This is a genomic window from Subtercola sp. Z020, assembly GCF_002931235.1.
Taxonomy (GTDB): Bacteria; Actinomycetota; Actinomycetes; order Actinomycetales; family Microbacteriaceae; genus Subtercola.
This window is the reverse complement of the sequence record NZ_PSTT01000091.1, coordinates 1-8,752: the sequence shown is the minus strand read 5'-3', so window position 1 is coordinate 8,752 and position 8,752 is coordinate 1. Positions and strand designations below refer to the sequence as shown.

12 protein-coding genes are annotated in these 8,752 nt (G+C 69.3%); 8 read left to right on the top strand and 4 right to left on the bottom strand.

Translation table 11 applies throughout. From position 1 onward, the window contains the following. Positions 1 to 82: 82 nt before the first annotated feature. The 4 genes from C5B96_RS11500 (at position 83) to C5B96_RS11485 (ending at position 2,553) form a co-directional block, all read left to right on the top strand. Positions 83 to 535: a DUF3151 domain-containing protein gene (locus tag C5B96_RS11500; RefSeq protein WP_104245502.1), complete on the top strand. Its 453-nt coding sequence runs from the start codon at positions 83 to 85 to the stop codon at positions 533 to 535. A 3-nt stretch (positions 536 to 538) separates the two neighbouring features. Beyond that, positions 539 to 1,828, top strand: coding sequence for an adenylosuccinate synthase (locus tag C5B96_RS11495; protein ID WP_104245501.1), 1,290 nt, complete (start codon positions 539 to 541; stop codon positions 1,826 to 1,828). A 147-nt stretch (positions 1,829 to 1,975) separates the two neighbouring features. Next, positions 1,976 to 2,197, top strand: coding sequence for a DUF2945 domain-containing protein (locus C5B96_RS11490; protein WP_104245500.1), 222 nt, complete (start codon positions 1,976 to 1,978; stop codon positions 2,195 to 2,197). 5 nt (positions 2,198 to 2,202) lie between these two features. Continuing rightward, complete coding sequence (locus tag C5B96_RS11485; RefSeq protein ID WP_104245499.1) at positions 2,203 to 2,553, top strand: hypothetical protein; 351 nt, start codon at positions 2,203 to 2,205, stop codon at positions 2,551 to 2,553. 34 nt (positions 2,554 to 2,587) lie between these two features. Here the strand turns inward: C5B96_RS11485 and C5B96_RS11480 are convergent, their stop codons facing one another. After that, positions 2,588 to 3,169, bottom strand: a complete 582-nt coding sequence (locus C5B96_RS11480; RefSeq protein WP_104245498.1) for a hypothetical protein — start codon at positions 3,167 to 3,169, stop codon at positions 2,588 to 2,590. 80 nt (positions 3,170 to 3,249) lie between these two features. Between C5B96_RS11480 and C5B96_RS11475 the strand changes: the two genes are divergently transcribed. After that, positions 3,250 to 4,191, top strand: coding sequence for a linear amide C-N hydrolase (locus C5B96_RS11475; protein ID WP_104245497.1), 942 nt, complete (start codon positions 3,250 to 3,252; stop codon positions 4,189 to 4,191). Between the two features lie 151 nt (positions 4,192 to 4,342). Here C5B96_RS11475 and C5B96_RS11470 read toward each other — a convergent pair whose 3' ends face one another. The 3 genes from C5B96_RS11470 to C5B96_RS11460 form a co-directional block, all read right to left on the bottom strand. After that, the gene (locus C5B96_RS11470) at positions 4,343 to 5,518 is read right to left on the bottom strand and encodes an alcohol dehydrogenase catalytic domain-containing protein (RefSeq protein ID WP_104245496.1); all 1,176 of its coding nucleotides are present in this window, start codon (positions 5,516 to 5,518) and stop codon (positions 4,343 to 4,345) included. 121 nt (positions 5,519 to 5,639) lie between these two features. After that, the gene (locus tag C5B96_RS11465) at positions 5,640 to 6,104 is read right to left on the bottom strand and encodes a GNAT family N-acetyltransferase (protein WP_104245495.1); all 465 of its coding nucleotides are present in this window, start codon (positions 6,102 to 6,104) and stop codon (positions 5,640 to 5,642) included. A gap of 127 nt (positions 6,105 to 6,231) precedes the next feature. Beyond that, positions 6,232 to 6,840 (bottom strand): maleylpyruvate isomerase family mycothiol-dependent enzyme, encoded by a 609-nt coding sequence (locus tag C5B96_RS11460; protein WP_104245494.1) that lies wholly within the window; start codon positions 6,838 to 6,840, stop codon positions 6,232 to 6,234. Positions 6,841 to 6,894: 54 nt separating this feature from the next. Between C5B96_RS11460 and C5B96_RS11455 the strand changes: the two genes are divergently transcribed. From C5B96_RS11455 to C5B96_RS11445, 3 genes are all read left to right on the top strand, one after another. Further along, the gene (locus C5B96_RS11455; RefSeq protein WP_104245493.1) at positions 6,895 to 7,314 is read left to right on the top strand and encodes an organic hydroperoxide resistance protein; all 420 of its coding nucleotides are present in this window, start codon (positions 6,895 to 6,897) and stop codon (positions 7,312 to 7,314) included. Positions 7,315 to 7,406: 92 nt separating this feature from the next. After that, positions 7,407 to 8,351 carry a DMT family transporter gene (locus tag C5B96_RS11450; protein ID WP_369826476.1) on the top strand — a complete coding sequence of 315 codons (945 nt, stop codon included), beginning with the start codon at positions 7,407 to 7,409 and terminating at the stop codon, positions 8,349 to 8,351. 10 nt (positions 8,352 to 8,361) lie between these two features. Then, entirely contained in the window at positions 8,362 to 8,748 is a 387-nt protein-coding gene (locus C5B96_RS11445; protein ID WP_104245492.1) for a chorismate mutase, read from the top strand. Positions 8,749 to 8,752: the final 4 nt, after the last annotated feature.

The following is an 8,752-nucleotide window of genomic DNA, read 5'->3' as shown; positions in this document are numbered from 1 at the left end:
ACCGCGGGCGCCCCTGCGCCCCGCCCGCGCGGGTCGCAGGGGCGCCCGCGGTCGCGGCGAGCCGGTCACGATAGGATCGAGTGTGACCGGAGAGAACCTTTTGGGAATACCCCCGACCCTGCTGAACGCCGACGGAGTGGGGGAGGCGCTCGCCGCATCCGCCACCGCTCCCTCGGCCGCCGAGCTCGAAGCGCTGGCCCGCCAACACCCGACCTCCTCGCTCGCCTGGGCGCTGCTCAGCGACAGCGCGTTCGACGCGGGCCAGATCCTCCCGTCGTACGCCTACGCGCGCGTCGGCTACCACCGCGGGCTCGATGCGCTCCGCAAGGGCGGCTGGCGTGGCCAGGGCCCCGTGCCGTGGTCGCACGAGCCCAACCGCGGCGTGCTGCGCTCGCTGTACGCGCTGCGCCGGGCCGCCGAGGCCATCGGCGAGCAGGATGAGGTCGTTCGGCTCACCGAGTTCCTCACCGGCGCCGACCCCCAGGCCGCGCCGGCCATCGAAGCCGAGACGGCAACCACAACCGAAAGGCTCTGACCCGTGCCCGCAATCGTTCTGATCGGCGCCCAGTGGGGCGACGAAGGCAAAGGTAAGGCAACCGATCTCCTCGGCACCCGTGTCGACTACGTCGTCAAGTTCAACGGCGGCAACAACGCCGGCCACACCGTCGTCGTCGGCAACCAGAAGTACGCCCTGCACCTGCTGCCGTCTGGCATCCTGACCCCGAATGTGACCCCGGTCATCACCAACGGTGTCGTCGTCGACATCGAGGTGCTGTTCCACGAGCTCGAGGCTCTCTCCTCGCGAGGGGTGGATGTCTCGCGCCTCCAGATCAGCGCGAACGCACACGTGATCACGGCCTACCACCGCACACTCGACAAGGTGACTGAGCGGTTTCTCGGCAAACGCCAGATCGGTACCACCGGCCGCGGAATCGGCCCGGCCTACGCCGACAAGATCAACCGCCTCGGCATCCGCATGCAGGATCTCTTCGACGAGAACATCCTGCGCCAGAAGGTCGAGGGTGCCCTCGACCAGAAGAACCACCTGCTCGTGAAGGTCTACAACCGCCGGGCGATCGAGGTCGACGACATCGTCGAGAACCTCCTCTCGTACGCCGATCGCCTGCGGCCGATGGTGGTCGACACCTCGCTGGTGCTGAACCAGGCGCTCGACGCCGGCAAGACCGTGCTCTTCGAGGGGGGCCAGGCGACGATGCTCGACGTCGACCACGGCACCTACCCCTTCGTCACCTCGTCGAACGCGACATCCGGAGGCGCGTCGACCGGTTCGGGCGTCGCCCCGAACCGCATCGAGCGCGTCATCGGCATCGTGAAGGCGTACACGACCCGCGTCGGCGCCGGCCCCTTCCCGACCGAGCTCTTCGACGAGTCGGGCGAGTTCCTGCGGGCGAACGGCTTCGAGTTCGGCACCACCACCGGTCGCCCGCGTCGCTGCGGCTGGTACGACGCGCCGATCGCCCGCTACTCGGCGCGCATCAACGGTGTGACCGACTTCGTGCTGACGAAACTGGATGTGCTCACCGGCCTGAAGACCATCCCGGTCTGTGTCGCCTACGACGTCGACGGGGTGCGCGTCGACGAGGTTCCCGTGTCGCAGAGCGACTTCCACCACGCCGTGCCCATCTACGAGGAGTTCGAGGGCTGGGATGAAGACATCACCGGCGCCCGCACCTTCGACGATCTGCCGCCGGCCGCCCAGCGCTACGTGCTGGCGATCGAGGCGATGAGCGGATCCCGCATCTCGGCGATCGGCGTCGGCCCCGGCCGCGACCAGATCGTCGTGCGCCACGACCTGCTCGGCCAGTAGCCGTCGGTCGGCGCCGCTTCTGCTCCGCACGCTCGGCAGGCTCTACGGGCTCTGGATGCCGTCGGCCACCGGGCGGGGAAGAGTACGGTGCGCGTGGCGCCGAAACAAGCCCACGAGCATCCGGAGCCGTGCGCGTAGCGTCGAGGCATGAGCGAACTCAAAAAGGGCGACGACGTCACCTGGAACTCCCACGGGTCGACGGCCGAGGGCACCGTCGAGAAGAAGATCACCTCCGACACGCACGCCGCGAAGCGCACGGTGAAGGCGTCGCCGGATGATCCCCAGTACCTGGTGAAGAGCGACAAGTCGGGCGGCGAGGCCGTGCACAAGCCCGACGCCCTGACCAAGAAGTCGGGCTCGAAGAAGTAGCCGCGATGGCCGAGAAGCTGAACAGGGCCGCGTACGACCATGCGAAAGCCCTGATCGAACAGGGCAAAGTCGTTCGCGATGAACGGGACGACTGGAGCGAGGCCGCGCCGACGGCGGCGGAGGAGAACGCCTTCATCGACAAGCACGGTTACGACGAGTACGCGAAGTGGCACCTCGGGGTCGACGAGTCGAAGTCGGAGGAGACGAAGGGGCGCTACAGCTTTCCATACGGCGATTTCACGAAGGTGCGCCGTGGAGGCGTGATCTCGCTCGAGAGCCGGGCCGCGCAGAACGACCACGACGAGATCGCGAAGGCGGCGAAGGATCTGCTGAACCGCATCGACGCCGGCCCCTGAACCCGCCGCCCTACCCGCCGTGTTGTGGGGCGGATTACGACTCCCCGATTGTGGTGGAGGGTGAGGCGAGCGGCGGGGTGGGGCGGGCGAGGTGGTGGGTGCGGCGGTTCAGGGGGCGTGCGACGTTCGCCTCGGCTTCCGTCTGGGCGGGGCGCACCTCGGTGAAGTACTCGCCGGGGGCGAGCGCGACGGTGACGGCGGTGTCGGAGTACTTCGTCACGAGGGGCGCCGTGACTCCGCTGATGGCGAGGCGCAGGAAGCGCGGCGGGTCGGTGAACTCGGCGACGACGGAGAGGCGCGACGGCGCGCCGGTACCCGCGGCGGCGGTGCCCGCTCCGGTGCCCGACACTGCCTGGTGCAGCCGCTTCGGCCTGACGAACGTCACGTCGACATCGAGCGGCTCGCGGAGGCTCAGCCGCCCGCGCAGGGCGCCGTCGGCGTCGCGGAACGTCTGCAGCGTTCCCACCGGCGCCACGTCGTCGGCGGCGACGAGATCGGCGTCGGCAGTGGCACCCGGCAGGTGCGCCTCCGCTCGCGTCACGAGGGCGAGCGGGTAGCCGCGCCGACTCCAGCGCAGCCGGTAGTGAGCGGGCGGGAGGGTCGTCGGGTCAGCCACACCAACACCGTAACGGCCCGCGCAGTCGCGGCGCGAGCATCCGGTTCCCACCCGCGCCGCCGGCGCGCTACCCTGACCCCATGTGCACCCGCATCCTCTGGAACGACAACCCGATCGCGACGACCGTCGCCCGCTGCATGGACTGGGAGGTCAGCGACGAACCCGACCTGTGGTTCGTGCCCCGCGGCATCCAGCGCGGCGGGCACGACGACGACGCCCTGCAGTGGCGCTCGTCGTACTCGAGCGTGGTGCTCAGCATGTGGCGGCTCGGCACCTCCGACGGGCTGAACGAGAAGGGACTCGCCGTGCACGGCCTCTACCTCGACCCGGTCGACGTGGGGGAGTGGCCGGTCGACGAGCGTCCGTCGGTGCCGAACTCGCTCTGGGTGCAGTACGTGCTCGACAACTTCGCGACCGTGGCTGAGGCGGTCGCCGCGGTCGGCGACATCCGCATCGCCGCACCGGAGCTCCGCGGGCAGCGGTTCGGCGTGCACCTCGCGCTCGAAGACGCCTCGGGCGACTCCGCGATCTTCGAGCCGGAGGGCGACCACATCGTCGTGCACCACGGCCGCGAATTCACGGTGATGGCGAACTCTCCGGTTCTGGATGCCCAGCTCACCAACCTCGCCCGGTACGCCCCGTTCGGCGGCACTCTGGCCCCGCCCGGCGACATCAGCTCGCTCGACCGGTTCGTTCGGGCGAGCTACTTTCGCCACTACCTGCCGCAGCCCGAGAACCTGCAGCAGGCCGTGGCCGGGGTGTTCCAGCTGATCCAGAACGTCTCCGTACCGTACGGAGCCCCCTACCGCGACGGTGGAGGGGTGTACCCGACGTGGTGGCAGGCCGGCGCCGACCTGACGAACGGTGTGTACTACTTCGTCTCGACGCGCAGCCCGGCCATGTTCTGGGTGAACCTCGCCGAGCTGGCCGACGGCACCGAGGTGCTGCGGCTCGACCCGCGCGATGAGACGCTTGTCGGCCCGAGCGACGCGCGATTCGCGCCGGCCACACTGCCGTACTGAGACGCGAGGGCGGCGACCCCGGGCATCCGGAGCCCACGCGCGAAAGCGGCGACCCCGGGGCATCCGGAGCCCACACGCGAGAGCGGCGACCCCGGGGCATCCGGAGCCGCCGCCAGCCGCGCCGCCTCCCAGCGACGCGCCGAACCGGGGGTTACGGCTTCAGCACCACCTTGATGCAGCCGTCTTCCTTGTTCTTGAAGATCTCGTACATCTCGGGGGCCTGCTCGAGCGGAACCGCGTGCGTGGTCAGGTCTTCGGTGCCCAGCGGGTCGGAGGGGTCTTCGACGAGCGGCAGGATCTCGTCGCGCCAGTTCTGCACGTTGCACTGCCCCATGCGCAGGGTCATGCCCTTGTCGAACATGTCCTTCAGCGGCATCGGGTCGGCGACGCCGGCGTAGACGCCCGAGAGCGAGACGGTGCCACCGCGGCGCACCGCATCGAGCGCGAGGTGCAGGGCGGCGAGCCGGTCGACGCCGGCCGTCGTCATGACCTTCTTGGCGATGGCGTCGGGCAGCAACCCGGCCGCCTTCTGGGCGAACTCGGCGCCCGGGTTGCCGTGCGCCTCCATGCCCACCGCGTCGACGATCGAGTCAGGCCCACGGCCGTCTGTCAGATCGCGCAGCTGGGCGAGCGCGTCGTCGGTCAGGTCGAGGGTCTCGACCCCGTGGCGCTCGGCCATCTGCCGGCGCTCGGCCACAGGGTCGATCGCGAGCACGCGGTAGCCGAAGTGCTTGCCGATGCGGCTGACGAACTGGCCCACAGGGCCGAGGCCGAGAACGCCGAGCGTGCCGCCGTCGGGAACCGCGGCGTACTTCACGCCCTGCCACGCGGTCGGCAGGATGTCGCTCAGAAAGAGGTAGCGCTCGTCGGGCAGGTCGGCCCCGACCTTGGTCGCGTTGAAGTCGGCGAGCTGCACCCGCAGGTATTCCGCCTGGCCGCCGGGAACGTCACCGTACAGCTCGGTGTAGCCGTAGAGCGAGGCGCCGCTGCCCGATTCGCGGTTCTGGGTGGTCTCGCACTGGCTGGTGAGTCCGCGGGTGCACATGTAGCAGTGGCCGCAGGCGATGACGAACGGGATGACCACCCGGTCACCCACGGCGAGCTTCGTGATGGCGCTGCCGACCTCCACCACGATGCCCATGGGTTCGTGGCCGAGAACGTCGCCCTTGTTGATGAAGGCGCCCATCACGTCGTACAGGTGCAGGTCGCTGCCGCAGATCGCGGTGGACGTGATCTTGACGATCACATCGGTCGGTTCCTCGATGCGCGGATCGGGTACGGTCTCGACGGAGACCTTCTGGGTTCCTTGGAAAGTGAGAGTTCTCATGATTCAGGTCTACGCCAGCGGCGCCCCGGGGCACAGGGGGTTGACCTGTGCTGCTGCAGCCCCGCGCCTGCCACAACTCAGCGCCCGCTACCGCGCCGCGCCTGCTGCAGCGCAGCGCCGTCTACAGTTCCTTGCTCATCTGCAGGGAGGTCACCCGGTACTCCAGCGACCGGTACAGGTTCTGCGCGCGGGCGTTGTCGCCGAACACGTTGAGCCCGATCCTGGTGGCGCCGTTCTCGCGGGCGATCACCTCGGCCAGCGCCATCGCCTCACGCCCGTACCCCTGCCCCCGGTGCGCCTCGTCGATGTCGATGCTCCACACCCACCATTCGTGCGGGCGCTCGTCGACGAGCGGCCCGATCCAGAGCGTGCCGACAGGCACCCCGTCTGCCCGCACCTGCACCAGCCGGTGCGACTCGCGGGGTGATCCGTTCGGAAAATTCTCGGCGGCCGAGTCGCGGGCCCGGCGTTCGGCGACCTCCGGTGCCTCGCCGTTGGCCTGCCGCTCCGCCTGGTACGCGCGGGTGTGTTCGTCGATCCAGCTGGGCAGGTCGTCGACGGGGAACGGATGCACGGTCACAGTCATGCGGGCCACGGTAGCGATGCGGGCCGGTGTTCGGCAAGGCGCGCAGGCCGGCGCCCGGCGCCGCCCGGCGCCGCCCCGTGCCGCCCCGCCGCCCCGTGCCGCGCCGCCCCGCTCCGCCGCCCCGCGTTCACACCACGGTGAACCCGGCGGGCAGCGGCTGACGCCCGGTCAGCGCCAGCAGAATGTCTTCGCCCGAACCCGCACGGGCGCCGATGCGGGCCGCGAGGGAGGTCGCATCCGTCACGCACGCGACAGGTTGGCCGTGCGGCCTGCCGATCGCGCGCCCGATGTCGATCGAGTGCACGACGAGCTCGAAGCTGCGGGTGCGCAGATACTGGGTCAGTTCGATGCCGTGCCCCCCGACAGACACCACACGGCCGGACGGTGCACTGTCGATGGCGCTGCAGGCCCGATCCAGAGCATCCTGGATCTGGCGAATGGGTTGATCGCCGAGCCACCTGCCGGCCTCGACCCCGCGCGCCTCGACCGACTCGGGGTCGGAGAAGTCGCGGTAGATGAGGGCGTAGTAGTCCTCGGCGGTCGGGAGGCCGATGCGTTCGGCGTCGTCGTGGCCGAGGTAGGTCTCGATGGTGAGGATCGCGCGAGTCGTGTGCCCCACCAGCGACCGAACGCTCCAGGAACCGAGACCCGGCAGCTCCCACTGGTCGTCGGCGATCTGGCCGACGAGCTCGACGAACGCCTCAGCGGCCTGGTGGAAGTTGGCGACGTTGCCCATGACACAACGTTACAGGCACGCCGACACCTCGAAATCTGTGGTGCACTTGAAGGTATGGAAGCTCTCTACACTGCAATTGCCCACGCCTCCGGTGGTGGCCGCGACGGCCACGTTCGAAGCGAAGACGACCGGCTCGACCTCGACACCCGACCCCCTGCCGAAATGGGCGGATCGGGTGAGGGCACCAACCCCGAGCAGCTCTTCGCTGCCGGCTACTCGGCCTGCTTCCTGAGCGCACTGCACGTCGTGGGGCGCAACCTCAGCATCGACACGGCTGGCGCCGAGGTCTCGGCCAGCGTCAGCATCGGCAGCAACGGCGAAGGTGGCTTCGGCCTGGCCGTCGAACTCGACGTCTACATTCCGAACGCCTCGCCCGAGCAGGCTCAGCAGGCAGCAGATGCGGCCCACACGGTCTGCCCGTACTCGAACGCGACGCGCGGAAACATCGACGTCACGATCGCGGTCGTGGCCTGACCTCTCTGCCATTCGGCAGTTCTTTCCTGCCGTTCTGACGCCGGTTCCGGATGCCCGGGGCCGGCGTCGCCGGTTCGCGCTACAGTCGCTGGGTGCCCTCGAAGACCTCCCCACCCGCCCGCGCCGGCGGCACGCCCGTGCTGCTGCAGTTCCTCGGAATGGGGCTGGTCTGGGGGTCGAGCTTCCTCTTCATGAAGGTCGCTCTCACCGGCATCTCCTTCGGGCAGGTCGCCTGGGGCCGGCTCGTGCTCGGCGCCCTGACGCTCGGCATCATCGTGCTCGTCGGTCGTCACCGGCTGCCCCGTGAACCGGTCGTGTACCTGCACTTCTTCGTGATCGGCGCGGTCGGCTGCGCTGTGCCGTTCCTCTGCTTCGCCTGGGCCGAACAGTACGTCTCGTCGAGCCTCGCCAGCATCTACAACGCCACGACGCCCATCATGACCGCGCTCATGGCGACCCTCGCCTTTCGGGTGGAACGCCTGAACCGCAACCAGGTGCTCGGCGTCGGCCTCGGCATCGTCGGAACCGTCGTCATCATCGGCCCGTGGAGCTACGCTGCCCTCACCGGCGACCTGCTCGGCCAGTTCGCCTGCCTCCTGGCGGCACTCTGCTACGGCTTCACCTTCGGCTACACGCGCCGGTTCCTCAGCGGCCGTTCCATCTCGGGTGTGCCGTTCGCGTTCCTGCAGGTGGGCATGGGCGCGGTCGTTCTGGTCGCCCTGACGCCGGTGGTCGCCCTGTCGCCTCTGGTTCTGGATGCGCCCATCGTCGCTTCGATGCTGGCCCTCGGCGCGCTCGGAACCGGTCTCGTCTACGTTTGGAACATCACCGTGCTGCGGTCATGGGGCCCCACCTCGGCGTCGACGGTCACGTACATCACGCCGGTGATCGGGGTGATCCTCGGGGTGCTGGTGCTCGGGGAACGCTTCGGCTGGAATGCGCCGGTCGGGGCCGTGCTAGTGCTGGTGGGCATCCTGCTGACGCAGAAGCGGCTGCGCGTGCTCGCGTCGCGCGCCGAACCGGCGGTGACGCAATAAAGTGCAGGGTATGGATGTGAACGAACCCACGCCCGGCGCTGCCGACCCTGCCGCCGCCGACGGTGCTGCTGACTCCGCCGCTGCTGACGACACCGCTGCTGCCCTTCGGCAGCTGGAGAGCATCCGCGAGTCGATCGACAACGTCGACGCCGCGCTCATCCACCTACTCGCCGAACGCTTCAAATTCACGCAGCAGGTCGGGCGTCTGAAAGCCGAACACGGCCTGCCGCCTGCCGATGTGGCCCGCGAGGCCCGTCAGATCAAACGCCTGCGCGCCCTCGCCGAAGAGTCGCACCTCGACCCCGAATTCGCCGAGAAGTTCCTCAACTTCATCGTCGCCGAGGTCATCCACCACCACACCACCATCGCCGCCACCGGCGCCATCCCCCTCCCCTGACCCC

Coding starts and splice junctions, on each gene's coding strand:
- C5B96_RS11445 (WP_104245492.1), top strand. CDS start 8,362: ATGGATGTGAACGAACCCACGCCCGGCGCTGCCGACCCTGCCGCCGCC.
- C5B96_RS11490 (WP_104245500.1), top strand. CDS start 1,976: ATGAGCGAACTCAAAAAGGGCGACGACGTCACCTGGAACTCCCACGGG.
- C5B96_RS11475 (WP_104245497.1), top strand. CDS start 3,250: ATGTGCACCCGCATCCTCTGGAACGACAACCCGATCGCGACGACCGTC.
- C5B96_RS11465 (WP_104245495.1), bottom strand. CDS start 6,104: ATGACTGTGACCGTGCATCCGTTCCCCGTCGACGACCTGCCCAGCTGG.
- C5B96_RS11470 (WP_104245496.1), bottom strand. CDS start 5,518: ATGAGAACTCTCACTTTCCAAGGAACCCAGAAGGTCTCCGTCGAGACC.
- C5B96_RS11485 (WP_104245499.1), top strand. CDS start 2,203: ATGGCCGAGAAGCTGAACAGGGCCGCGTACGACCATGCGAAAGCCCTG.
- C5B96_RS11460 (WP_104245494.1), bottom strand. CDS start 6,840: ATGGGCAACGTCGCCAACTTCCACCAGGCCGCTGAGGCGTTCGTCGAG.
- C5B96_RS11455 (WP_104245493.1), top strand. CDS start 6,895: ATGGAAGCTCTCTACACTGCAATTGCCCACGCCTCCGGTGGTGGCCGC.